We start from the raw sequence: 23,562 nt of genomic DNA on the forward strand, positions 1-23,562 counted from the left end.
CCGACGGGCGCGGGACGCAGGGCTGCGTCGAGGACGTAGGTGCGGGTGTTCCACACCGGCTGCCCGATCGGCACGGTGCTGGTGACCGTCCGGGGCGTGCAGGGGTGTGAAGTGACCTCGACGGATGCCTCGGTGGGGCCGTAGAGGTTGTGCAGTTCGACACCGGGGAGCAGGGCGTGGAAGCGGTGGACGGCCTCGGCGGGCAGGGCCTCGCCCGAGCAGATCACCCGGCGCAGGCCCGTGCACCGCGCGGCGGCGGGTTCGGTGAGGAACGCCTGGAGCATCGAGGGCACGAAGTGCGCGGTGGTGATGCGCTCGTTCTGGATCAGAGAGGCCAGGTAGGCGGGGTCCTTGTGGCCCTCGGGGCGGGCCAGGACGAGGGTGGCACCGGTGCGCAGGGGCCAGAAGAACTCCCACACGGAGATGTCGAACCCGGACGGCGTCTTCTGCAGCACCCGGTCGGTGGTGTCGAGGGGATAGGCGTCCTGTCCCCAGGCGAGCCGGTTGTGGATGCCCTCGTGCCCGACGACGACGCCCTTGGGACGGCCCGTCGAACCGGACGTGAAGATCACGTACGCGGGAGCGTTGACCGGCAGCTCTCGCACCGGGTCGCTCTCCGGCCGGCCTGCGGCCCTGCCCTCCTCGGCATCCAGCAGGAGCCGGGGAACGCCTGTTTCCGGGAGGCGGTCCGCGACGGAGGTGGTGGTCAGCAGCAGGGCGGGCTCGGCGTCCTCGAGGATCCAGCCGATGCGCTCGGCCGGGTAGTCCGGATCGGCCGGCACGTAGGCGGCGCCGGCCTTGAGGACCGCGTACAGGGCGGTCACCAGCTCCAGCGAACGCGGCGCGGCCACCGCCACGAAGTCTCCGGTCCGCACGCCTCGTTCGATGAGCTCATGGGCGAGCCGGTTGGCCCGCGCGTTCAACTCGGCGTAGGACAGGGAATCGCCCTCGAACACCACCGCGGTGGCATCCGGGGTCCGGGCCACCTGGGCCTCGAAGGCGGCCGGCAGTGTTCCCGCCGGCACCTCGTGATCCGTCGCGTTCCACTCGTCCAGCACCCGGGCGCGCTCGGGTGCGGACAGCACCTCCACCGCACCGATCTGCACACCCGGATCGGCCGCCACAGCCTTCAGCAGCCGGACCAGAGCACCGGCCAGCCGCTCCGCCGTCCCCTCGTCGAACAGGTCCCGCGCGAACTCCATGCGCCCGTGGATGCCGGCCGGGTCTCCGTTCTCGTCCAGGGTCTCGACGAGCTCGAAGGTCAGATCGAACCGGGCGTCGTGGAGCGATACGGGCTGGTCGGTGGCGCGCACCCCGTTGAGGTCCAGGGCGGTGACGGGGTTGTTGTGCAGGGAAAGGAAGACCTGGAAGAGGGGGTGCCGCGCCAGGGAACGGGACGGGTTGAGGAGCTCCACGAGGCGTTCGAAGGCCAGGTCCTGGTGGGCGTAGGCCGCCAGGTCGGTCTCCCGTACGCGCTCCACGAGCTCCCGGAACGTCGGGTCGCCCGAGGTGTCCGTGCGCAGCACCAGCGTGTTGACGAAGAACCCGACGAGATCGTCCAGCGCCGCGTCCGTACGACCTGCGATCGGCGAGCCGATCGGGATGTCCGTGCCCGCGCCGTGGCGGGTGAGGAGCGCGGCCACTCCGGCCTGGAGCACCATGAAGAGGCTGCTGCCGCTGTCCTGGGACAGGCCGAGCAGCCGTCGGTGCGTGGCGGCGTCCAGCCGCACGGGTACGTCGGCGGCACGACGGGTCGGCTGGGCGGGCCGGGGCCGGTCGGTCGGCAGGGGCAGCTCTTCGGGGGAACCGGCGAGGGCGGTGCGCCAGTAGGCGATCTGTCGCGTCAGCACACTGTCGGGGTCGGACTCGTCCCCCAGCACCTCCCGCTGCCAGAGGGTGTAGTCGGCGTACTGCACCGGCAGGGCTTCCCACTGGGGGGCCGCACCCGCGCACCGTGCGGCGTAGGAACGCGAAAGATCCCGAGCGAGCGGTCCCATGGACCAGCCGTCTCCGGCGATGTGATGGAGCGTCACCAGCAGGACGTGGGCGTCCTCGCCGAGCCGGAAGAGGTGGGCACGGATCGGAATCTCGGTGGCCAGGTCGAACCGGGTGGCCGTGGCCAGGGCGAGGTCCTGGGCCAGCTGCTCCTCCGTGACGGTGGAGGTGTGCAGGGTGAGCAGTCCGTCGGTGACGGGCAGGATCTCCTGGCGCGGGAGGCCGTCCGTGTCCGGGAACACGGTGCGCAGGCTCTCGTGGCGTGCGACGACGTCGGCCAGGGCGAGCTCCAGGGCCGCCACGTTCAGCGTGCCGTCGAGCCGGAGTGCCGTGGGCAGGTTGTAGTTGCCGCCGGCGCTCTCCAGCCGGTTGAGGAACCACAGTCGCATCTGGGCGGGGGACAGGGGGATCTCGGCGGGACGTTCCATGGCGGACAGGGGCTTGCGCGCCCGGTCGGCGGAAGTGATCAACGCCGCGATCCCGGCCACGGTGGGCGACTGGAAGAGGCTGCGCACCGACAGCTCGACCTTGAGTTCGGCGCGGATGCGGCTGACGAGACGGGTGGCGGACAGCGAGTGGCCGCCGAGGTTGAAGAAGCTGTCGTCGATGCCGATGCTGTCGAGGCCGAGAACGTCGGCGAAGAGCCCGCAGAGGATCTCTTCGTTCTCGTTGCGAGGGGCACGGCCGCCGGCGTCGCGGCTGAAATCGGGCGCGGGCAGGGCCTTGCGGTCGAGCTTGCCGTGGGAGGTCAGGGGGAGTTCGTCCAGGGTGACGAACGCGGCGGGGACCATGTACTCGGGCAGCCTGCCCGCAAGGTGCCCCCTGGCCGTTTCGGGGTCGACGGTCCCGCCTTCGGCGGGCACGGTGTAGGCGATGAGTCGCTTGTCGCCCGCCTGGTCCTCATGAACGACGACGACTGCCTGAGCGATAGAGCCGTGGGCGGAGAGGGCGTCCTCGATCTCGCCGAGCTCGATCCGGAAACCGCGGATCTTCACCTGGTCGTCCGCACGCCCCAGGAACTCCAGACATCCGTCCGCCGACCAGCGGGCCATGTCGCCCGAGCGGTAGATCCGCTCCCCCGGCTCTCCGTAGGGACTGGCCACGAACCGTTCGGCGGTGAGGTCGGGACGGTTCAGGTAGCCGCGGGCCAGGCTCGGGCCCGCGATGTAGAGCTCACCCTTCACACCCGGCGGCACCAGCCGGAGCTGTGCGTCCAGGAGGTAGACGCGGCTGTTCCGCAGCGGACGCCCGAGCGAGGGTCGGGGGCTGTCCTCGACCCGGGTCTGGAGCGCGTCCACGGAGGTCTCGGTCGGCCCGTACATGCTGTACGTGGTGGTGTCGGGCAGGGCACGCAGTTCCTGCCACAGCGCGTCACTGCTCCCCTCGCCGCCGATCTGCAGCACGCGGGGCCGGTGCTGTGCGTTGCGCATCAGGCCGGCTGCCAGCTGGTGCTGGAGATGGGTGGGGGTGATGTCGAGGACATCGAGGCGTTCCTCCGCCACGTAGCGGTTCAGCAGCTCGACGTCACGGCGCACCTCGTCGCTGGTCACGTGGAGTTCGTGGCCCGCCAGCATCCACATCAGGCTGTCGACTGACGAGTCGAAGCTGAACGAACTGACCAGTCCGACGCTCAGCCGCCGGCCTCCCGTGGCCAGTTCCTCCGCGCCGATGAGGCCGGCGCGGTGACTGTCGAGGAGCTGAACGGCGTTGCGGTGCTGGATCACGACGCCCTTGGGGCGTCCCGAGGACCCGGAGGTGTAGATGACGTAGGCCGGGTGCGAGGGCGAGAGCGCGGTGATGCGGTCCGCGTCGGTGACGGCCTCGTCGGACTGCCGGGACAGGGCGGCCACCATCTCCGGCGAACCGAGCACCAGGTGGGACCTGTCCTGGGGCGCCACGGCATCGAGCGCCCGGGACGTCTCGGCGGTCGACAGGACGATGACCGGCCGGGCGTCCTGCAGCAGGTAGGAGATCCGGTCCGCCGGGTACTCCGGGTCCACCGGAAGGTAGCCGGCACCGGACTTGATCACCGCCAGCAGTGCGACGACCATCTCCTCGGTGCGCGGCAGGAGCAGCGCCACGAGGTCCTCCGGGCCGACGCCTTGCTGGATCAGATGCCGGGCCAGCCGGTTCGACCGGGCGTCCAGCTCCGCGTACGAGACGCCGGCGCCCCCCGCCTTCACCGCGATGGCATCCGGCGTTCGCGCCGCCTGGGCCTCGAACTCCGCCACGAGGGTCGTCTCGGGCAGTCGGGGGGCCACGGGGTTCCACTCGCCGAGCAGGCGCTCGCGCTCCGTCGCCGACAGCAGCTCAAGGCGGCCGACCGGGGTGGTGTCCCCTTCGGCGATCTGCTCCAACAGCAGCAGGACGCGGCCCAGGAGGGACTCCGCGGTGGACTGGTCGAAGCAGTCTGTCCGGTACTCCAGTCGCAGGTGCAGGCGCTCACCGGGCACGGCGGTGAGCGAAGCCGCGTAGTGGGTGGCGTCGTGTCCGTCGAAGCCGGTGATGCGCATGCCGTCGTCGGGCAGCTTGAGGTCGGCGGTGTCGACGGGGTAGTTCTCCACCACGACGCAGGTGTCGAACAGGTCGCCGACCCCCGCCAGCTGCTGCAGCTCGATCAGTCCGACGTGGTGGTACGAGGTGAGGGCGGCCTGCTCGGTCTGGAGACGGTCGACGAGGGCGCCGATCGTCTCGGCCGGGTCGAGGGTGACCCGGACGGGCACGGTGTTGATGAAGAGGCCGACCATCGACTCGATGCCGGGAAGATGCGGCGGCCGGCCGGAGACGACCGCACCGAGCACCACGTCGTCACGGCCGGTCAGCTGTGCCAGCACGATGGCCCAGGCCGCCTGGAGCAGGGTGTTGAGGGTGCGTCCGCCCGAACGTGCCTGGGCGGCGAGGGCCCCGGTCAGGGCCGGGGACAGATCCGTGGTCACCAGCTCCGGGAAGTCGTGGCTGCGGCCCCGGTTGCCGGGTGCGATCAGGCTCGGTTCTTCGAGGCTGCCGAGCGCCCGGGACCAGGCGGACCGCGCTGCTTCCGCGTCCTGCTTCGTGAGCCAGGCCAGGTAGTCGCGGTAGGGGGTGACACGGGGCAGTGCCGAGGCGTCGCCCCCGGTGCCGTACAGCTCCAGCATCTCGCGCAGCAGGACGGGCATCGACCAGCCGTCGAGGAGGATGTGGTGGTTGGAGATGACCAGCCGGTATGTTCCGGGCGTCAAGGTGACCAGGGTGAACCGGATCAGCGGCGGCTTGGTGAGGTCGAAGCGCCGTGCGCGGTCCGCGGCGAGCCAGCGGTCCCACTCGGCTCCGCGTTCGTCCTCGGACAGCCCGCTGAGATCCAGCTCGGCCCAGGGGAGTTCGACCTCACGGGGAATCAGCTGGACCGGCGTTTCGAACTTCTCGTGAAGGAAAGCCGCCCGCAGATTACTGTGCCGTCGCAGCAGGGCCGTTGCTGCCAAACGCATCGATTCGGAATTCAGCGGTCCCTCGATGTCCAGGACGAGCTGAACCGCGTAGAGGTCGGCCGTCTCTTCGTCGTAAACCGCGTGGAACAGCAGACCCTGCTGCAGCGGCGACAGTGGAAGAACGTCCTCGATGCCACGGCTATTCACGTGAATTACTCCCACTCCATAATCGCGCAGGTGCCTGCGCCCAGATGGATCTCAGCGCATCTCAGTGGTCACTCAACAGTTGGCTCAGTAGGGCTGCAACCACGGCTGCAGCAAGCTGCCACTTCCGCGCGGGCGGCGGTGCATCCCCTTCTGAGGTGCGCAGTTGGATGTCAGGTGTATCGCTCCGCGGACACGCTGCCCGATAAGGTCGGCCGGACACCGACACTCGGTGCGGGGCGCCGGGTGTCTTCCACCACGAAGGCGGGGCCATCCCGATAACCCGTTGCCAGCGGCCCCGGCTTCCGGATCGAATAGGCAAAGAGGGATACGTATGCGGATACCGGTTGGTGGTCTGGTATTTGACGTGGAGGTGTCCGGCCCGGCCGACGGGGAGCCCGTTCTGCTCCTGCACGGCTTTCCGCAGAACCGGCACGCCTGGGACCGGATCGTGCCCGCGCTCCATGCCGCGGGGCTGCGGACGATCGCGCCGGACCAGCGCGGCTACTGCGACGGAGCCCGGCCCACGGACGTGGACGCGTACGCGCTGCCGCAGCTGGCCGGTGACGCCCTCGGCATCCTGGACGCCCTCGGGCTGGAGTCCGCCCATGTGGTCGGACACGACTGGGGATCCGTGGTCGCCTGGTACCTGGCGGCCCGCCACTCGGACCGCGTCCGCACGCTGACCGCGGTCTCCTTCCCCCACCTGGAGGCGTTCTGGTACGCGCTCCGCAACGACCCCGAGCAGCGGCGGCGTTCGGGATACCTCGCCTACTTCGCCTCGCCGGAGAGCACGGCCGGGCTGCTGGCGGACGACGCCGAGCCTCTCCGGTCGTTGTTCGACGCTGTCGACCCCGACCACGTGAAGCACTACCTGGACCTGCACACCCGGCCCGGCGTGCTGGACGCGACCTTGAACTGGTACCGCTCCGGAAGCCTTCTGGCCGAGCACGAGGGGCTCGGCCAGGTCCCGGTGCCGACCACCTACATCTGGAGCGACGGTGACATGGCGGCCAGCCGCGTCGCCGTGGACCGGACCGCCGAGCACGTCACGGGCCCGTATCGGTTCGTGCTCCTGGAGGGCGTCTCGCACTGGCAGCCGGAGCAGGCGCCGCAGCGCGTCGCCGAGGAAGTCCTGCGCAGGGTGACCGGACCACGGGAGCGGTGACGTTGACCGGCGACGAACGGCCCCGGCCGTACGGTGGGCGTCCGCCGGCGAACGCCAGGCGAACGGAGCGGCCTGTCCCACGCTGGGCGGAGCGCGTCGCACGCCTCATGCCTCTGATCGGCCTGCCAGTGTGCCTGTGGCGGCTGCCCATCGGTTTCGGCTGCATGATGGGAATGGACGTCCCGCCCGCATCGGGGGAGCGGTGGCTGACCGTGCCCTATGTCCTCGCGCTGAGTCTGCTGTCCGAAGCGTTCGCGCTGCTCTGCTCCGGTTTGGTGAGCTGGTGGGGCGAAGTGGTGCCCGAGTGGGTGCCGGTTGCCGGTGGCAGACGCATCCCGCCGGTCGTGGCCATCGTGCCCGCCGCGTTCGGAGGGCTGCTCTTCAGTGCCGTGCTGGTCGACTGGGTGCTCAGCGCCTTCCGCATCGGAGGCTTTGAGGGCGTCGCCTACACCAGCACAGGGTGGAAGGTGCTGGCGGACGTGGTCACCGGGCTGTGCGCTCTCTGGGGCCCCATGACGCTGGCCCTCACCTACGCCTACTACCGGCGCCGCTGTCGTCCGGCCGGCTGACGGCCGCTGTCGTGCGGGGACGGCACGGACGCGGCCGGTGGAGGGAGCACCTGCTCATGACACAGTGCTGCTTCCGGGTGACACAGTGCTGCTTCCGGGAGAGGTGCGCGCGGCGGTGAAGCTGACACCTTCCTGCCGGGGCGGACTCCTCGTCCATACCGTCGATCCCTTGTCCGAATTCCGTTCGGGCCGCTATTCCGTGCTACCGCGGCAGAGGCCCTCGACGCGGAACCACAGGCCCGGGGCGTAGACCGCATGGATGACCGCTTCCTCTCCCCTGGTGACCCGCAGGATCCTCAGGGTGCCGCCGGGAAGCACGTCGTACTGGTAAGTGATCTCGCTCCCGCCCTCGACGGTGTCGTCGTAGGAGATGTCCGCCGTACGGTCGTTCGCGTATTCCTTCGGCGGGCGGTTCTCCACCAGCTTGATGAAGACGCTCATGGGCCAACCGTACGGTCCTCGGGTGCGCTCCGCCCTTCGGGACGAGGGGAGGCCGCGTCGTCCTGCGGGCGGTCGGCCGCCGGAGGCCGGCTGGTCACCAGCCAGGATCGCGCGGGCTCGGCGGGATGCGTGGTGTCCACCGTGAGGTGGAGCCGGGTACCGCCCTCCTGGCCGGCCGGGTAGCTGCGTTGCTCGGTGGAATCGAAGCAGCGCCGGAGGACTTCCGCGACGCGGCGGGCGGTCTCGGGGGACGCGGCGACGATGCGGATGTCGGCGCGCCCTGTCGGGGGCACGGGCTCCGCCGGTGTGCGGACGTGCGATGCGCGTGCGGACGTCACGGTCACCGCCCCCGGCCGGAGAAGAGCCGAAGTCGCCTGCGGTCCCCGTGCGGTTGCTCGCGGCGCATACGGGCGAGGAGAGGCCCGGCGGGGTCGATCGCCGATCGCGGGCGGTTCTGGCTCCTGCCGTCACGCCACGGCAGGACGCCGCTGTAGTGGAAGCCCGCGATCCGTTCGTCGTGCTGAGCGTTGAGCCGGTGGATCAGGAGGGCTCCCGCGGCGACCATGGCAAGGATCACGACCAGGGTGACGACGGTCTCCACAGTGCTCACATCCCTCGAACGGCGAGGGAATCCCCGGCCGGCTCCCCGGCCGGTGACGGCGCGGTCCCGCCGTCCGTCTCCCATCCCTCTTCGCTGCCCCGAGACTCGGCCGCGTCGTCCGCCGCCCGTTCGTCGTCCATCAGCATGCTCGCGGTGAGAAGGCTTCCGGGCGTGGTGGCGGCGGACATCAGCCGGGCGGCCGCGGCCGGGCCGGTCTCCGGCGGGATGATCAGCAGGTCCAGGCGGTCCGCGGTGCGGGAGAACAGGAGGAGCTTGTGCGGGTCCTGCTCGTCGGTGCACCAGCCCACGTGCACCGTGTGTCCGGTGACGGGGACCTTGCGCGGGATCACGGGCCAGAAGGCCGGATTCACCGTGACGCGGGTGATCCGCCCCCAGGAGCGGTCCAGCCTCTCCGCCAGCGCGGGGAGCTCGCGGGAGAGGTCGCGTGAGCGGGTCCACCAGGCGCCGTCCAGCAGGCCCGGCGCCGTTCCCGGCGTCGTTCCCGGTGTCAGGGACAGGCGGGCGGGCGGCGCAGGAGCGCGGTCGTCAGGGGTCGTACGGTCGATGGTCACGGTCATGATGCGGACCTGTCCCCGGGCTCGTCGTCGACTGCCCGGCATGGTGACTCGCCGAGAACGATGTACGAAGTGCTCCCGGTCTTCTCACCCTACTCCTGCCGTCGGTTCCGGGGCCGTCCGCGGCCCGGCGATTCCCCGGGGAGCGCAGGTGTGCGTTCGGCCCCGCCGAACGAGCCTGCCGCCGGACCCGCGGAGTGCGGTGAGGGTACTGCGAGCACGTCGAATTCTCGGAGACAGGCGAGTTCTCGGAGACAGGCGAGCGACCATGGCCGATTCCGACGCCCCGCGCCTCCCCGGACTTCTGCCGGACGCGATCCACCACGCCGTGAAACCCGGAACGGCGCTCCTGCGGCTGGAGACGACGCAGGAGCGCGGAGGAATCCTGGACGGCGCGTGGTGGCCGCGCTCCCGCGACATCGGCTCCGAGCTTCCCGCCCTGATCACCGCCCTGACCGAGCACCTCGGCCCCATCACGCGCGTCGGCCTGGACGCGAGCGCCTGGGAGGAGCTCCCCACACGGCTGACCGTCGACGACCGGGTCGTCCACCTCGATTCCTTCCCCCGTCGGTGACGCCACGGTCCTCATCACCCGGGGCGACAGCGATCACTTCGCCCTGCTGGTGGTCCCGCCCGACGCGGCACGGGCCGCGATGGCCAGGGCCGTACGGGCCGACAACATCACCCAGGCCGAACAGATCCTCATCGACACCGGCAGCACCCCGCAGACCTGAACGTCCGGGCAGCGCGGCGTACGGTCAGCCCAGGAAGGACAGCCGGACCGTTCGGCCGGGGGCGTCCCGGCCGGTGGTCACCAGAACGACGGACTGCGAGGCCCCCAGCTCCAGCTCACCGCCGACCACGGGCAGCGTGGCGTGGGGCGGGACGAGGGCCGGGAGCATGTGGTCGCGGCCGGGACCCGCACCGCCGTGGCGGTCCTGCCAGCGGTCGTCCGCGCGAAGAACCTCACGGAAGGCCGCCAGCAGGTCGTCGTCACTGCCGGCCCCGGTCTCGATGACGGCCAGGCCGGACGTCGCGTGCGAGGTGAGGACGTTCAGCAGCCCGTCCTGGTTCACCGGTACTCGCTGTACAGGAGCAGTGCTGACGGCTGGACGGGGTGTTCCGCCGGGACTCCGGTCACCGTCACCGCCCTCCGGGCGGCGTACCGAAAACGCCCCTCCTGGCGGGGAGAGGCGCAGAATGTGGAGCGAGCGCCCCCGGCAGGACTCGAACCTGCGGCCAAGCGCTTAGAAGGCGCCTGCTCTATCCACTGAGCTACGGGGGCCGGTGTGTGCGGCGGTCGCGGACGGCTGAAGCCCCGGGCTCGGTGGTGCCGTGACCTTGCCGGGGACAAGGATAGGGCTCCGCGTACCTCGTCCCGGTTGCTTCACCTCCGTGACACGATGTGGAGGTTCGGTGAAGCGGTCCTGATAATCGCAGGCAGGTGCGATTTTCGCATCGTTTTTGACGTCTCAGGTGCGGGGTGTTGTCTACTCGTTATGCCTGGGCCTCTTGCGCCACGCCTCGCGCGCCAGGGGCTATACGCTTCAAAAACACACCAGAATTGGGCATTCTGCACGTGTGGCGACCTTGGACGTACGGCCCCGACTGCTTGACGCGCTGTCCGCACTGCGTGACCGCGTGGACGCCGCACGCTTCCCGCTCCCCCTCCCGGGCGCCGCCCGCGCCCGTCGCAACCGGGCCGAGCTCCTGGCGCAGCTCGACGACTACTTGGTGCCCCGGCTGTGCGCCCCCGAAGCGCCGTTGCTGGCGGTCGTCGGGGGGTCCACGGGGGCCGGGAAGTCCACTCTGGTCAACTCGCTGGTGGGGCGCCGGGTCACTGAAGCCGGGGTGCTGCGGCCGACAACCCGCACGCCAGTTCTGGTGTGTCATCCGGATGACCACCACTGGTTCGCCGGCGACCGCGTCCTGCCGAAGCTGCAGCGGGTCTGGGTGCCGAACCAGGAGGCCGCCGCAGCCGCGTTCGAGGCGGAGGCGATGGACGACGCCGGCGCCGACGCCCTGGAGGAGCCGGCCGACGACGGGCCGCTCTCCCTGCGCATCGAGACCGACCGCGCCATGCCCCGCGGCCTCGCCCTCCTCGACGCGCCCGACATCGACTCCCTCGTCGCCCGCAACCGCGAACTCGCCGCCGCCCTCGTCTGCGCGGCCGACATCTGGGTGCTCGTCACCACCGCCACCCGTTACGCCGATGCGGTGCCCTGGCACCTGCTGCGCACGGCCAAGGAGTACGACGTCACGCTCGTCACCGTCCTGGACCGGGTGCCGCACCAGGTGGCCGTCGAGGTGTCCCGGCAGTACGACGCGCTGCTGGAGAACGCGGGCCTCGGCGACGTGCCCCGCTTCACCATCCCCGAGCTCCCCGAGTCCGCGGGCTGCGGCGGACTGCTGCCCTCCACCGCCGTCGCCGGGCTGCGCGCCTGGCTCGCCCAGCAGGCCGAGGACCCCGCCGCCCGCACCGTCGCCACCGCCCGGACCGCGCGCGGGGTGCTCTCCTCGCTGGGATCACGGCTGCCCGGCCTCGCCGGCGCCTCGGCCGTACAGCACGCGGCGGCCGTCCGGCTGCTGCAGCGCGTCGAGGACGCGTACGGGCGAGCCGTCGAGCGCGTGCGGCGCGAGATCGGGGCGGGCGAGGCACTGGCCGGCGACGCCCTCACGCACTGGCGCGGCTACCCCCGCGACAGCGCCCCCGACGAGCTGCTCACCGCCCTCACCGGTTCCGTCATCGCCCTGCTGAGCTGCGCCGCCGACGCCGCCGACGAGGAGATCGCCGCGGCCTGCGGCAGCGACCCGGCGGCCGCGACGGCCCTCGCCCCCGCCGACCCCGACGGGGCCCGGGCCCGCATCGGCGTGGCCGTACGCCGCTGGCGGCGCTGCCTGGAGGAGATCGCGGAGGAGGAGGTGCGGGCCGCCGAGCGCGACCGCGGGCCCGAGAGCGAACGCACCGCCGCACTGCTGGCCGCGGCGCTGCTGGGCGGCCGCCGCGCGGCCAAGGCGGGGGACCAGCTGGCGCAGACCTTCGGCGCGCAGGGCGCGCTGCGGCTGCGGGACCGGGGCGGGCAGTTGCTGGCCGACTGCCTCGAACAGGTCCTGGACGCCGAGCGGGACCGCAGGGCGGCCCCCCTGGAGGCCCTGAACATGACCCCCGACCACCAGGTCGAGCTCATCGCGGCGCTGTCCGTACTGCAGAAGGAGACATGACCGCCGTGCCGACAGCAGACGAAGTCAACCGCTTCTGGAACGACGGGCTGATCGCGCGCCGCAACCGGCCCGAACGCGCCCCCCAGCGCACGGCACCGCCGCCGCCCCCGCCGCCCCCCGTCCCCCGCGTCGCGGCCTCGCCCTCCCCCGCGGGACTGGTGCTGCGGCCCCGGCTCGACGCCCTGCGCGAGCTGGTCGGGCTCTCCCGGGCGCGCCTGGACCGCCGCACCCTCGCCGAGGCGGGCCGGGTGCTGGAGGAGGCGGCCGCCCGGCACCGGTACGCGCTGGACCTGACGGTCGTGGCCCTCGCGGGCGCGACCGGAAGCGGCAAGTCCACGCTGTTCAACGCCCTCGCCCGGGCCCAGCTCTCGGAGGCGGGGGTGCGCCGGCCGACCACCGCGATGCCCATCTCCTGCGCCTGGACCGACCGCGCGGACGGCCTGCTGGACCGGCTCGGCATCCCCGCCCGGGCGCGGCGGCAGCCGGTGCGCCCGTACGACCCCGCGCTGAGCGGGCTCGTCCTGCTCGACCTGCCCGACCACGACTCGGCGGCGGCCGGCCACCGGGAACAGGTCGACCGGCTGCTGGGGCTGGTGGACGCGGTGATCTGGGTGGTGGACCCGGAGAAGTACGCCGACGCGGTGCTGCACGAGCGCTACCTGCGGCCGCTGGCCGGCTACGCGGAGGTCACCTTCGTCGTGCTCAACCAGGTCGACCGGCTCTCGGAGGACGCGGCGGACCAGGTCCTGGACGACCTGCGGCGGCTGCTGGACGAGGACGGGATCGCGCTCGGCGAGCACGGCGAGCCGGGGGCCGCGGTGCTGGCGCTGTCCGGGCTGACGGGCGCGGGCGTCGGTGAACTGCGCGAGGCGCTCGGGCTGTTCGTGGCCCGCCGCAACGCCGCGGAGCTGCGCCTGACGGCCGACGTGGACGGCGTCTCGGCGCGGCTGCGTTCGGCGTACGTGGCGGACGGGCGGCCCGGGCTGACGGAACGGGCCCGCCAGGAGTTCGAGGACCGGCTGGCGGAGGCGGTGGGCGCGCAGGCCGCGGGCCTGGCGGCGGAACGCGCCTGGCGGCGGGACGCCGAGCGGGCCTGCGGGACGTCGTGGACGCGGCTGCGGTGCTGGACGGAGCGGGGCCGCGGGCAGGTCTTCAGGGTGCTGGGCGCCAGGGGACCGGCCACCGGAAGCACGGATTCCGCAGTGGTCGACTCCGGCCCCCTCACGCCGTCGCGGCGCCGCACGGCGTCCCGGCCGCTGGTCGAGCAGGCCGTGCGGGCCCTGGCCTACGAGGCGTCCGCCGGTCTGCCCGGCCCCTGGGCGCAGGCCGTCCGCGAGGCGGCGGGGCGCGGGGCGGAGGGACTGGCGGAGGCGCTGGACGAGGTGGCCGCGGCGGCCACCACGGCGGCGGCGACGGGCACGCGGCGCGCGGGCCTGGGCCTGCCGGGCGGCCCGCGCACGGGCGAGGGCCGCGCCGACGGCGGCCGTACGGGCGTGTGGCCCACGGGCATCGGGCGGGCGGCCCCGGGGCGCTCGGGCGCCGGGCGGGCTCGCGGGGGCGCGGCGCCGAGGCCGGGTCGTCCCCGCTGGTGGGCGGCGATCGCGGCGGGGCAGGGGGCGCTGTCGGCGCTCCAGTTGCTGGGTCTGGTCTGGCTGGGCGGCCTGCTCGCGGGGGAGTTCGCCGGTCCGTGGTGGGTGCCGGGCGCCCTGATGGCGGGCGGCACGCTCGGGGGGCCGGTGCTGGCGTGGTGCGGCCGCCTGGCGGCGCGCGGCCCGGCGCGGGGCCACGGGCTGGAGACCGAACGCCGCCTGCGCGGGGCGGCCGCCGGCTGCGGGCGGGCGCGGGTCCTGGAGCCGGTGGCGGCCGAGCTCCTGCGGTACCGGGAGGTCCGGGCGCAGTTCGTGATCGCGGCGGGCGAGGCGTAGCCGCCACCTGCCACGGCGCCGCACCCCTGAGGGCGGAGGCACCCCTGCGGGCGGATGCAACCCCTGCGGGTGACGGAGTTGTCCACAACCGGGCGTCCGTCCACAGGGCCCGGCAGGCTCCGGCGATCGGGGGCACCATGACGTCATCAGCCGACGGGGGAGGGTTTTCGATGAACGAGACGCTGGTGACGGTCGTGGGCAACGTGGCCACGCCGCCGGATTTCCGCGAGGCGGCGAACGGCGCGGCGGTCTCCCGCTTCCGGCTCGCGGCGACCGTGCGCCGCTGGGACCGGGAACGCGCGGAATGGACGGATGCGTACACGAGCTTTTACACAGTGTGGGCATGGCGGGCCCTGGCAGCGAATGTGGTCGGGTCGGTGACGGTCGGTGAACCTCTGATCGTCCAAGGAAAGTTGAGAATTCAGGAGCAGGAGCGCGAAGGAAAGCGCTGGCTCTCGGCGGACATTGACGCCCTGTCGATCGGCCATGACCTGGCGCGCGGCACCTCGGCATTCCGCCGGGTCTCCCCGGCCGTGGCGCAGGCGCCGAAGCCCCTCACGACCCCCGCTCCGACGAGGGCTTCCGCGGAGCGAGACGTGGCGGAGGCGGCACCATCCCTCTGAAATGAGGCATTTGTCCCGGGGATTTATCGATAATTCCAGGGCTCATGCGCCTATGCGATAACGATTCCGATTCGGATCGGTAGTGCGAACGCATCTTCGGGGATCACGTTGCGCCCGCTCCTTAGGATCCCGTGCATAGCAACGGGGGCTTCTGAGTTTTGAGTTGCCCGGCGGGGCGCGTCCGCAGTGGTCTGCACCTGATCTTGTGATGGCCGTGCCCGCTCGAAAGGAAATCCATGAACTCTGTAAAGGGGCGGGGCGCCGCGCGCCTTGCATCGGCGATCCTCGCGTCCGGCCTGGCAATCGGCGGCACGGTCGCCCTGGCTGGTCCGGCGGCCGCGGACGAGGCGTCGCAGAACCAGGGCGGCGTGACCGCCATGCTCGGCCGTATCACGGCCGGCGGCGGGGCCGTCGTGCAGGACCGGCGCAAGACCGGGGACGTCATGGCCGGGCTGTTCGAGATGAAGGTCGACGGCGGCGGCACGCTTCAGACGTACTGCATCGACATCCTCACCAACACCGTCGGCGGCGCGAAGTACAAGGAGACGGGCTGGAGCGAGTCGTCCCTGCACAACAACGCCAACGCGGGGAAGATCCGCTGGATCCTGCAGCACTCCTACCCGCAGGTCAACGACCTCACCGCGCTGGCGAAGGCGGCGGGCGCCGACAAGCTGGACGCCAACACCGCGGCCACCGGCACCCAGGTCGCCATCTGGCGCTACTCGGACAACGTCAAGGTCGACGCCAAGAGCCCCGCCGCCGAGAAGCTCGCGGACTACCTCACCAAGAGCGCGGAGAACGTCGAGGAGCCCAAGGCGTCCCTGTCGCTCACTCCGCCGGCCGTCTCCGGCAAGTCCGGCCAGCGCATCGGCCCGGTCACCGTGCACACCAACGCGGGCAGCGTCGCCGTCGCCCCCACCGGGGACGCCGCCGCCAGGAAGGTGCAGGTCGTCGACAAGGCCGGCAAGCCGCTGACCTCCACGGCCAACGGCGGGGAGCTCTACTTCGACGTGCCGGCCGGCACCCCCGACGGCTCCGCCTCGCTCAAGGCGACCGCCGCCACCAAGGTCCCCGTCGGCCGTGCCTTCATCGGCGACCACACCCGGACCCAGACGATGATCCTGGCCGGCTCCAGCGAGAGCACCGTCTCCGCCACCGCCACCGCCACCTGGGCCACCAAGGGCGCGATACCGGCCCTCACCGCCAGGAAGAGCTGCGAGAAGGGCGGCGTGGAGATCACCGCCGACAACAAGGGTGACCAGCCCTTCACCTTCGAGCTCGACGGCAAGAAGCACACCCTCAGGCCCGGCGGCTCCGAGACCACCCTGGTGAAGGTCGGCGAGGACCAGGCGTACAAGATCACGGTCACGGGTCCGAACGGCTTCTCCAAGACGTTCTCCGGCATCCTCGACTGCAGGACCGCCGAGACCGGCACCACCGGCGGCTCGGGTGCCACGGGCGGCTCCGGCGGCCCCTCGGCCTCGCCGAGCGCCCCGGCCGGCACCACCGGCGGCTCCACCGGCTCCACCACGGGCGGTGACCTCGCCAACACCGGCAGCAGCAGCGCCACGCCCGTCATTGCGGGTGTGGCCATCGCGCTCATGGTGGTCGGCGGCGGCGCCGTCTTCCTCCTCCGCCGGAAGAACACCGCAGGGCAGTAGGGGCGCGTCACGCCCGGTGCACGACCGGTGACCGGGGCGTCGCTCCGGTCACCGGCCCGCCGGGATACAACGCGTTTCCGCCCAGGGCTTCCCGTACGGCAAGATGGGGTGTATCTGCCCTCACGCGGCGGAGCCGCACATTGGCCCTTCTCGATTGCCGGACGGTTTCTCTTGGCTGAGTACATCTACACCATGCGCAAGACGCGCAAGGCGCACGGCGACAAGGTCATCCTCGATGATGTGACGCTGAGCTTCCTGCCCGGTGCGAAGATCGGTGTGGTCGGCCCCAACGGCGCCGGTAAGTCCACCGTCCTCAAGATCATGGCCGGCCTGGAGCAGCCCTCCAACGGTGACGCGTTCCTCTCGCCCGGCTACAGCGTCGGCATCCTCATGCAGGAGCCGAAGCTGGACGAGTCCAAGACGGTCCTGGAGAACGTCGAGGACGGCGTCGCGGAGATCAAGGGCAAGCTCAACCGCTTCAACGAGATCGCCGAGCTCATGGCGACGGACTACTCCGACGCGCTGCTCGACGAGATGGGCAAGCTCCAGGAGGTGCTCGACCACGCCAACGCCTGGGACCTCGACGCCCAGCTGGAGCAGGCCATGGACGCGCTGGGCTGCCCGCCCGCCGACTGGCCCGTCGTCAACCTCTCCGGTGGCGAGAAGCGCCGCGTCGCGCTCTGCAAGCTGCTGCTGGAGGCCCCCGACCTGCTGCTCCTCGACGAGCCCACCAACCACCTCGACGCCGAGTCGGTGAACTGGCTGGAGCAGCACCTGGCCAAGTACGCGGGCACCGTCGTGGCGATCACCCACGACCGGTACTTCCTCGACAACGTCGCCGAGTGGATCCTGGAGCTCGACCGCGGCCGCGCGATCCCCTACGAGGGCAACTACTCCACCTACCTGGAGAACAAGGCCGCCCGTCTGAAGGTCGAGGGCCAGAAGGACGCCAAGCGCCAGAAGCGGCTCAAGGAAGAGCTGGAGTGGGTCCGCTCCAACGCCAAGGGCCGCCAGGCCAAGTCCAAGGCCCGCCTCGCCCGTTACGAGGAGATGGCCGCCGAGGCCGACAAGATGCGGAAGCTGGACTTCGAGGAGATCCAGATCCCGCCGGGCCCGCGCCTGGGCTCCGTCGTCGTCGAGGTCAACAACCTCTCCAAGGCGTTCGGCGACAAGGTCCTCATCGACGACCTGTCCTTCACCCTGCCGCGCAACGGCATCGTCGGCGTCATCGGCCCGAACGGCGCCGGCAAGACGACCCTGTTCAAGATGATCCAGGGCCTGGAGAAGCCGGACTCCGGCTCCATCCGGGTGGGCGAGACCGTCAAGATCTCCTACGTCGACCAGAGCCGCGCCAACATCGACCCCAAGAAGACGCTGTGGGCCGTCGTCTCCGACGAGCTGGACTACATCAACGTCGGCCAGGTCGAGATGCCCTCGCGCGCCTACGTCTCCGCGTTCGGCTTCAAGGGCCCGGACCAGCAGAAGCCGGCCGGCGTCCTGTCCGGCGGTGAGCGCAACCGCCTCAACCTGGCGCTCACCCTCAAGCAGGGCGGCAACCTGCTCCTCCTCGACGAGCCCACCAACGACCTCGACGTCGAGACCCTCTCCTCCCTGGAGAACGCCCTGCTCGACTTCCCGGGCGCCGCTGTGGTCGTCTCCCACGACCGCTGGTTCCTGGACCGAGTGGCCACGCACATCCTGGCCTACGAGGGCAACTCGAAGTGGTTCTGGTTCGAGGGCAACTTCGAGTCCTACGAGAAGAACAAGATCGAGCGCCTCGGCCCGGACGCGGCCCGTCCGCACCGCGCCACCTACAAGAAGCTCACCCGGGGCTGACCGTGGCACGCCACCAGTACTCCTGCCCCCTGCGCTGGTCCGACATGGACGCCTACGGCCATGTCAACAACGCGGTCTTCCTGCGCTACCTCGAAGAGGCGCGGATCGACCTCATCCACCAACTGCGGCTCAAGGCCGGCGAAGGCTCCTTCGTCGACGGCTCCGTCGTGGCCCGGCACGAGATCGACTACCTGCGTCCGCTGGTCCACCGCGCCGAGCCGGTGACCGTCGAGACGTGGGTGACCAAGGTCGGCGCCGCCTCCATGACCGTCTCCTACGAGGTCAAGGACGCGGAGCAGGTCTACGTGCGGGCCAGCACCGTCGTGGTCCCCTTCGACCTCGCCTCCGGGCGGCCCCGGCGGGTCACCGCCGAGGAGAAGGAACTGCTGAAGACGTTTGCCGATGAGCCCGCCGAGCCCACGGGCTCCGAGGAGGCCGTCGCCGCATGACGCAGCGGCTGTGCTTCGCCGACGCCGGGGAGGCGGCCGACCTGGCCGCCTTCCTGGCCCGGCTGATCCACTACGACCGGGCCGCCGCGGTCCGGCTCCAGGCCGGCGGCGGGGTCCTCGCCGTCTTCGGCCGGCCGCCGTCCTTCGAGGTCCTCGCGGTCCGCACGGCCCGTCTGGCCGAGAAGACGGGTCCGCTCGACGTCACCGTCTCCGCCGGCCGGCTCACCGACGAGCTGGACGCCGGACGGCCGGTGCCGGGCAACGGCGTGGAGATCGGCGTCCCCGAGACCGTCACCGGCCCGCCGTGGGCCGGCGTCCTGCCGCCGCGCGGCGGCTGGCAGCGGGTCGAGGGCTTCCCGGGCCCGGAGGCCGTGCGCGGCGCGGTCGCCGCGGCCGTCGCGGAGTTCCGCGCCCGTGACGAGGCGCTGCCCGAGCAGCGCCGCACCCGCGCCGAGCGCGACCGCATCGGCCGGGAGATCTGGTCCCGCACCCTCGGCGACACCGGGCTGCCGCTGCGCGCGGTGCACGCCGCCCAGTCGCTGGGCTTCCTGCGGGGCCCCCGCCCGGACAACGGCGCCGCCGAGCCGCCGGTCCTCTTCACGGCCCGCGGCTGGCTGCGCCTGCGCACGCCCTACGGCTCGATCGCCGTCAGCACGGGCGGCGGCCTGCGGGACCTCACCGTCACCCCGGCCTGAGCCCCGCGCAGTGCCGGCGCCGCCGTCAGCCCTCGGTGTTGATCATCGAGGCGGCGGCGTAGGTCAGATAGTTCCACAGCTGCGTCTCCAGCTCGGGGGCGAGCCCCAGCTCCTCCACCGCGTCCCGCATGTGCCGCAGCCAGGCGTCGTGCGCGGCGCGGTCCACGGTGAAGGGCGCGTGCCGCATCCGCAGCCGGGGGTGGCCGCGGTTGTCGCTGTACGTGCGCGGGCCGCCCCAGTACTGCATCAGGAACAGCACCAGGCGCTCCTCGGCCGGGCCGAGGTCCTCCTCCGGGTACATGGGCCGCAGCAGCGGGTCGCCGGCCACCCCTTCGTAGAAGCGGTGGACCAGGCGCCGGAAGGTCTTCTCGCCGCCGACCTGCTCGTAGAAGGTCTGTTCCTGAAGCGTGCCGCGCGGAATCTCAATCACGCTTCCATGGTCTCAGACCTCCCGGCCGAGGACCGGCGGCTTAGGACCCCCGCCCGGCCCGGTGTCAGCCCCGCCGGACCGTGATCGTCGTCCAGGCGCCGACGTGCACCCGGTCGCCGTCCTGCAGGGCCACCGGCACGTAGGGCTGGATCGGGTCCTCGGAACCGTTGACGGTGGTGCCGTTGGTCGAGTCCTGGTCGACCACCGCCCAGCCGCCGTCCGGCTGCTGCACCAGCATCGCGTGCTGGTGCGAGACGCCCGGGTCCTCCGGCGGACGCGAGAGGTCGATGTCGGGCGACTCGCCCGTGCTGTGCCGGCGGCGGCCGATGGTGACCTGCCGGCCGTTCAGCGGGAACTGCAGCTCCGGCGAGTAGGCGGGCAGGTTCAGGCCCGCGGCCTCCGGCCCGCTGCGGTTCATCATCGACAGGAAGTACTCGCGGTCGGGCGCGACGTACGCCGTCCAGCCGGCGCCCGGCGCGGGCGAGGAGGGCTGCGGCGGCACGGGCCGCGGCCCGCCCTCGGCGGCCGGCTGCGCACCCTGGTGCTCGTACGACCCGTACGGCTCGGGCGCCTCGTAGGGCTCGTAGGCGTACGGGTTCGGCGCGGCGGGCTGGGCGGCCGGGGCGGGCGGGGAGAGCACCCAGTCGTCCTCGCCGCCGAAGGTCTGCGGTGGGCCCTGGGGGGCCAGCGGCTCGGCCGGGCGGTTGATCCGGGACGGGCGCGAGCCGTGGTAGTCGAAGCTCTGCGGCGGCTGGGTGTGCTGCGGCGGGGGCGGCGGGGCGGACTGCAGGCCCTGGGCCGGCGGGGGCGGCGGTGCGTAGGGGTTCGCCGACCGGGTCAGGAAGTTGTAGCGGCACTCCTCGCAGAACGGCGCCTGCGCCTCGCGCGGGGTGCGGCACTGCGGGCAGAGCTCCGCCTGGACCGTGGCGTCGCCGCCGGGGCCCGGGTAGCCGTAGCCTCCGGTGCCGGCCGTGGGCGGTACGGAGGGCGGCGGGGGGACGGCCCCGGGTGGCACGGCGGCCCCGGCCATCCGGTGGCCGCACACCTCGCACCAGTCGTCGGCCTCCGACTGGTGGCCGTTCGGGCAGGTCGGCATGTCGGTCGATTCCCCCTCTGCGTTACTTCTTGACGCGAACGGTCTTGGTGGAGCGAGTCTCCAGGGTCATCTCCGCCTCTTTGGAGACGTTCGCCTTCAGCCGCACAGTACCGTTCGCCGCGTCCACGACGTCCACCACCTTGGCGAGCAGTTTCGCGGTGGCCTCGTGGCCGGAACGGCTGGCCAGCTGCACGGCGCGGCCGAGCTTGGCGGTGGCCCCGTCGATGTCGCCGGCCTTGCGCAGATCCAGGCCCTGCTGGATGGCCTGGGCCAGCTCGGCCTGGCCGGTGTAGTGCGCGACCTGCGGATTGATGGAGGTCGAGGCCACCACGTCGTCCGTCCACACCGCGCGGACGAGCCCCTGCGCGAGCACCTGCGCCGGCGAGCCGTCCGGTGCCGGCAGCACCAGCGAGACCCGGGCGGCCAGCATCTCCCGGCCCACGGCGGCGCTCGGCACCCGAACGCACACGTGGTAGTCGCGCGACTCGTCGCCCCAGGAGCCCGTGGGGTAGTCGCCCGCCCGCGGCCCGGCCTCCTGCCGCTGGCCGGACAGCTCCTCCACGGTGGGGGCGCACTGTTTGACGAACAGCACCTCGGCGCCCAGCGGCGTCCACAGCCGCAGGCAGACGTCCCCCACCTCCTTGCCCATCACGGTCTCCATCATCTGCGTGAAGTCCGCGGCCAGCCCGGCCGGATCGGCGACGATCTCGGCGGTCCCCAGCAGCGCGGAGGCTATCCGCATGACCTCCTTGACCTCGTAGTCCGTGCCCACCCCGCGCGCGTCGCAGGTGAACCGGCCCGCACAGACGTCCAGCGACGCCCGCAGCGCGTCCGCCTCCTCGTGCTCGTTGCGGCCGTCGGTGAGCAGGATGCCGTGGCGTATCGAGGCGTCGGAGGAGGCCAGCAGCCGGTCGGCCAGGCGCAGCCAGGTGCCGATCGCCGTGCCGCCGCCCGGGCTGAGCTTGCGCAGCGCCTCCTTGGCCTGCCCCCGGGTCACGGCGTCGGCCACCGCCAGCCGCCCGCCGCCCGGATAGACCTCGCGCGCCTGGTGGGTGCCGGCGACGACGGCGAAGGCGACGCCCTCGCGCAGCGCGTCGATGGCGGCTGCCGTGGCCTCCCGGGCGCTGCGCATCTTGGCGGGCGGGTAGTCCATGGAGCCGGAGCAGTCGACCATGATGACCACGGCCGCGTCCGGGGAACGGCCGCCCGGTGCAACGGAGCCGGGGGAGCGGGAGGGCTGCACGGACGGCGCCGGCTCCCCGGCGCCGCCGGTGGCGGTGACGGTGACCACCGCGTTGACCTCGCGGCCGCCCTCGGGCAGGTGGACGTTCTGGTACACCTCCACCGCGAACTGCGGCACGCTCGCCTTGGCGAAGTTGGCCATCTGATCCGCTCCTTCGTACTCCACGTGGTCACATGGGCGTGCGGTGGGGCGGACAGGCGCGCGACGCCGGACGGAATGGCGCCGCGTACGTTCCCCCCGTTGGACGTGCTCGGGCCGTCAGGCCGATCCTGCCCCCTCCGGCCGCGCGGGGAACGGCAGTACGGCCACTGTTACGTTGTCGTGGCCCCCTCCGTCCAGGGCGTGCGACAGCAGACGGCGTGCGCACTCCAGCGGCCGCGCGCGGGCGTCGGGCGGCACCACGGCCGCCATCTGCTCGGCCGATTCGGCGTAGTTCCACAGGCCGTCGGTGCAGACGATCACCACGCCCGGCCGGTCCGGGTGGTACGAGGCGGTGTGCGGCTCGACCTCGTAGGCGTCGGCGCCGAGCCAGCCGGTGATCGCGTGGGCGCGCTCGTCCGCGTACGCCTCGGCCTCCGACATCAGCCCGGCGGCGACCATCTGGGCGGCCCAGGAGTCGTCCTCGGTCAGCCGGGCGGGCTGGGTGCCGCGGTCGTCGGGCACCCAGTAGGCGCGGCTGTCGCCGACCCAGCCGACGGTCAGCAGGTCGCCGGTGACGACGGCGCTGACGATCGTGCAGGCCGGGGCGTTCTCCTGGCGGTAGCGGTCGTGCTCGCGCGCCTCGTGGCCCGGCGTGACCAGGTCGACGACGGCCTCGGCGGCCCGCACGATCGCCCGGTGGGTGGCCTCCCGGGGGGCCGCGCCCTGCGCCAGGGCCTCCGTCAGGACGTCGTGCGCGGCGGCGACGGCGGCCGCTGACGCCTCGTCGGGGCGCGCCGCGGACGACACGCCGTCGCTGACGACCGCGACGACGGCCGGAGGGCCCCCGGGCAGGTCGGTGGTGGACACGGCGTACGCGTCCTCGTTGCGGTGGTGGCGCAGGCCGCGGTCGGTGACCGCCGCGACGCCTGCCGACTCGTGCTCCATGTGATCCCGTTCGCGCGGCTGTGCATGTCCGCAGTGCTCGCAGTACCCGTCGTTGTCGATCATGCCCGACCGGCAGGCCGCGCACGTCCTGCCCGCGCCCGGACAGGGCGGTGACTGCGCCGGAACGGCCGTGGCCGGCGGGGCGAGGCGGTAGTCGTCCGCCCCCCGCGCCACGGGCGTGTCCGGCTGCCGCCACCCGTCGTCGGCCCGCGACCCGCCGGGCGCGGGCGGCACCGCCGAGAGGTCCGCTCCGCAGCCTCCGCAGAAGTTGTCGGCCGGCTCCAGCGGCTCGTGACAGACGGGGCACGCCGTCAGCTGTGGGGGCAGTTGCGACATCGA

Annotated in this window: 19 protein-coding genes, 1 tRNA gene and 1 pseudogene; 10 read left to right on the forward strand and 11 right to left on the reverse strand. The window is 72.3% G+C overall.

Features of this window, described 5'->3' with window-relative positions; all coding sequences use genetic code 11:
* A partial coding sequence (locus tag IE182_RS13650) for a non-ribosomal peptide synthetase (RefSeq protein ID WP_190110058.1) occupies positions 1-5,606 on the reverse strand: 5,606 nt, incomplete at its 3' end.
* Between the two features lie 331 nt (positions 5,607-5,937).
* Here IE182_RS13650 and IE182_RS13655 point away from each other — a divergent pair.
* Together IE182_RS13655 and IE182_RS13660 are read left to right on the forward strand one after the other, a co-directional pair.
* The gene (locus IE182_RS13655; protein WP_190110059.1) at positions 5,938-6,771 is read left to right on the forward strand and encodes an alpha/beta fold hydrolase; all 834 of its coding nucleotides are present in this window, start codon (positions 5,938-5,940) and stop codon (positions 6,769-6,771) included.
* A 107-nt stretch (positions 6,772-6,878) separates the two neighbouring features.
* A complete protein-coding gene (locus IE182_RS13660) occupies positions 6,879-7,340 on the forward strand; it encodes a hypothetical protein (protein WP_229844794.1) in 462 nt (153 codons plus the stop codon).
* 192 nt (positions 7,341-7,532) lie between these two features.
* Here IE182_RS13660 and IE182_RS13665 read toward each other — a convergent pair whose 3' ends face one another.
* The 4 genes from IE182_RS13665 to IE182_RS13680 are packed head-to-tail and all read right to left on the reverse strand — an operon-like array spanning position 7,533 to position 8,960.
* On the reverse strand, positions 7,533-7,781 hold the full coding sequence (locus tag IE182_RS13665) for a hypothetical protein (protein ID WP_190110061.1): 249 nt from the start codon (positions 7,779-7,781) through the stop codon (positions 7,533-7,535).
* Positions 7,778-8,074 carry a hypothetical protein gene (locus IE182_RS13670; RefSeq protein WP_373303553.1) on the reverse strand — a complete coding sequence of 99 codons (297 nt, stop codon included), beginning with the start codon at positions 8,072-8,074 and terminating at the stop codon, positions 7,778-7,780. Before IE182_RS13670 ends, IE182_RS13665 begins: the two co-directional genes overlap by 4 nt.
* A 47-nt stretch (positions 8,075-8,121) precedes the next feature.
* Positions 8,122-8,391, reverse strand: a complete 270-nt coding sequence (locus IE182_RS13675; RefSeq protein WP_190110063.1) for a hypothetical protein — start codon at positions 8,389-8,391, stop codon at positions 8,122-8,124.
* Complete coding sequence (locus IE182_RS13680; RefSeq protein ID WP_190110064.1) at positions 8,388-8,960, reverse strand: DUF5994 family protein; 573 nt, start codon at positions 8,958-8,960, stop codon at positions 8,388-8,390. Before IE182_RS13680 ends, IE182_RS13675 begins: the two co-directional genes overlap by 4 nt.
* Positions 8,961-9,225: 265 nt before the next feature.
* Here IE182_RS13680 and IE182_RS13685 point away from each other — a divergent pair.
* A pseudogene (locus IE182_RS13685) lies at positions 9,226-9,691 on the forward strand (DUF5994 family protein).
* Positions 9,692-9,715: 24 nt separating this feature from the next.
* Here the strand turns inward: IE182_RS13685 and IE182_RS13690 are convergent.
* Both IE182_RS13690 and IE182_RS13695 read right to left on the reverse strand, forming a co-directional pair.
* The gene (locus tag IE182_RS13690; RefSeq protein ID WP_373303561.1) at positions 9,716-10,156 is read right to left on the reverse strand and encodes a YjbQ family protein; all 441 of its coding nucleotides are present in this window, start codon (positions 10,154-10,156) and stop codon (positions 9,716-9,718) included.
* 13 nt (positions 10,157-10,169) lie between these two features.
* Positions 10,170-10,242, reverse strand: a tRNA-Arg gene (locus IE182_RS13695).
* 305 nt (positions 10,243-10,547) lie between these two features.
* Here IE182_RS13695 and IE182_RS13700 point away from each other — a divergent pair.
* The 7 genes from IE182_RS13700 to IE182_RS13730 all read left to right on the forward strand — a co-directional run bounded on the left by IE182_RS13700 (position 10,548) and on the right by IE182_RS13730 (position 19,368).
* A complete protein-coding gene (locus IE182_RS13700) occupies positions 10,548-12,179 on the forward strand; it encodes a dynamin family protein (RefSeq protein ID WP_190110344.1) in 1,632 nt (543 codons plus the stop codon).
* Entirely contained in the window at positions 12,176-14,104 is a 1,929-nt protein-coding gene (locus tag IE182_RS13705) for a GTPase (RefSeq protein ID WP_190110066.1), read from the forward strand. The genes IE182_RS13700 and IE182_RS13705 overlap by 4 nt, the downstream gene beginning before the upstream one ends.
* A gap of 170 nt (positions 14,105-14,274) precedes the next feature.
* Positions 14,275-14,727 carry a single-stranded DNA-binding protein gene (locus tag IE182_RS13710; RefSeq protein WP_190110067.1) on the forward strand — a complete coding sequence of 151 codons (453 nt, stop codon included), beginning with the start codon at positions 14,275-14,277 and terminating at the stop codon, positions 14,725-14,727.
* 236 nt (positions 14,728-14,963) lie between these two features.
* Complete coding sequence (locus IE182_RS13715; protein ID WP_190110068.1) at positions 14,964-16,388, forward strand: Cys-Gln thioester bond-forming surface protein; 1,425 nt, start codon at positions 14,964-14,966, stop codon at positions 16,386-16,388.
* A gap of 171 nt (positions 16,389-16,559) precedes the next feature.
* On the forward strand, positions 16,560-18,224 hold the full coding sequence (ettA, locus tag IE182_RS13720) for an energy-dependent translational throttle protein EttA (RefSeq protein ID WP_190110069.1): 1,665 nt from the start codon (positions 16,560-16,562) through the stop codon (positions 18,222-18,224).
* A 2-nt stretch (positions 18,225-18,226) separates the two neighbouring features.
* Positions 18,227-18,673, forward strand: coding sequence for an acyl-CoA thioesterase (locus IE182_RS13725; protein WP_190110070.1), 447 nt, complete (start codon positions 18,227-18,229; stop codon positions 18,671-18,673).
* Positions 18,670-19,368 carry a DUF8010 domain-containing protein gene (locus tag IE182_RS13730; protein ID WP_190110071.1) on the forward strand — a complete coding sequence of 233 codons (699 nt, stop codon included), beginning with the start codon at positions 18,670-18,672 and terminating at the stop codon, positions 19,366-19,368. Before IE182_RS13725 ends, IE182_RS13730 begins: the two co-directional genes overlap by 4 nt.
* A 25-nt stretch (positions 19,369-19,393) precedes the next feature.
* On the opposite strand, the gene IE182_RS13735 is transcribed toward IE182_RS13730, so the two are convergent.
* The 4 genes from IE182_RS13735 to IE182_RS13750 form a co-directional block, all read right to left on the reverse strand.
* Positions 19,394-19,798 carry a globin gene (locus IE182_RS13735; RefSeq protein ID WP_190110072.1) on the reverse strand — a complete coding sequence of 135 codons (405 nt, stop codon included), beginning with the start codon at positions 19,796-19,798 and terminating at the stop codon, positions 19,394-19,396.
* Positions 19,799-19,862: 64 nt separating this feature from the next.
* Complete coding sequence (locus IE182_RS13740) at positions 19,863-20,894, reverse strand: FHA domain-containing protein (RefSeq protein WP_190110073.1); 1,032 nt, start codon at positions 20,892-20,894, stop codon at positions 19,863-19,865.
* A gap of 22 nt (positions 20,895-20,916) precedes the next feature.
* Positions 20,917-22,278: a vWA domain-containing protein gene (locus tag IE182_RS13745; protein WP_190110074.1), complete on the reverse strand. Its 1,362-nt coding sequence runs from the start codon at positions 22,276-22,278 to the stop codon at positions 20,917-20,919.
* A gap of 117 nt (positions 22,279-22,395) precedes the next feature.
* The gene (locus tag IE182_RS13750; RefSeq protein WP_190110075.1) at positions 22,396-23,559 is read right to left on the reverse strand and encodes a protein phosphatase 2C domain-containing protein; all 1,164 of its coding nucleotides are present in this window, start codon (positions 23,557-23,559) and stop codon (positions 22,396-22,398) included.
* Between the last annotated feature and the right edge of the window lie 3 nt (positions 23,560-23,562).

The sequence above is a fragment of the Streptomyces cinnamoneus genome (genome assembly GCF_014650495.1).
GTDB classification, from domain to species: Bacteria; Actinomycetota; Actinomycetes; order Streptomycetales; family Streptomycetaceae; genus Streptomyces; species Streptomyces cinnamoneus.